A 605-nucleotide genomic window follows, 5' to 3' on the forward strand; every position below is an offset into this window, starting at 1 on the left:
CAGGGCGTCGCCAAGATCGTGCTGGAAGCCGTGCAGATCATGCTTTTTCGCCTGGCCTTGCAGATGGCCCGCGACGACTACGAGGACAGGCGCGAACGCCAGCGCCAAGGCATTGAGTTGGCCCGCCAGGCCGGGCGGTACAAGGGCCGCCGTGCTGATCCGAAGCGCCGCGCCCAAGTTGTCGCGCTGCGCAAGTCCGGCTACAGCATCAACAAGACCGCCGAGCTGGCCGGGTACAGTGCGGCCCAGGTGAAACGGATATGGGCCGAGGTCAGCCAGGCCGAAGCGAAGCAGCACGGCGCGTTCGTGGAGGACGCATTGACGGAAGCCGATGCCCTGGCCGCTGTCGGCCAGGATGAGCGCCAGGAGGAAAGGGCATGAAGAAGCCGAACCAAGACGACGAGCCGTTTTTCATCACCGAGGAGATTGCGGCCGAAATGATCGCCGGCGGCTATGAGTTCGAGCTGCCGCCCATTCCTTGCACCATCCGCCTACGCGACGTGCTGGAGCGCATGACCGATGCTGAGCTAGCATTGCAGCCGGGCGAGATCGCCGACCAGGAGCGTGAACGCTGCCGGCGCAAGCCGTGTTCAACCTCATGATCT

General features: G+C 64.5%; 2 protein-coding genes. Both read left to right on the plus strand.

The genetic code is table 11. The features are described from left to right. Positions 1 to 381, plus strand: a 381-nt coding sequence (locus tag R7R78_RS27785) for a helix-turn-helix domain-containing protein (RefSeq protein ID WP_225474810.1), incomplete at its 5' end; no start/stop codon positions are given. Further along, positions 378 to 602: a hypothetical protein gene (locus tag R7R78_RS27790; RefSeq protein WP_000743213.1), complete on the plus strand. Its 225-nt coding sequence runs from the start codon at positions 378 to 380 to the stop codon at positions 600 to 602. The genes R7R78_RS27785 and R7R78_RS27790, both read left to right, overlap by 4 nt. Positions 603 to 605: the final 3 nt, after the last annotated feature.

It is taken from the genome of Vibrio sp. 2134-1, from assembly GCF_033339495.1.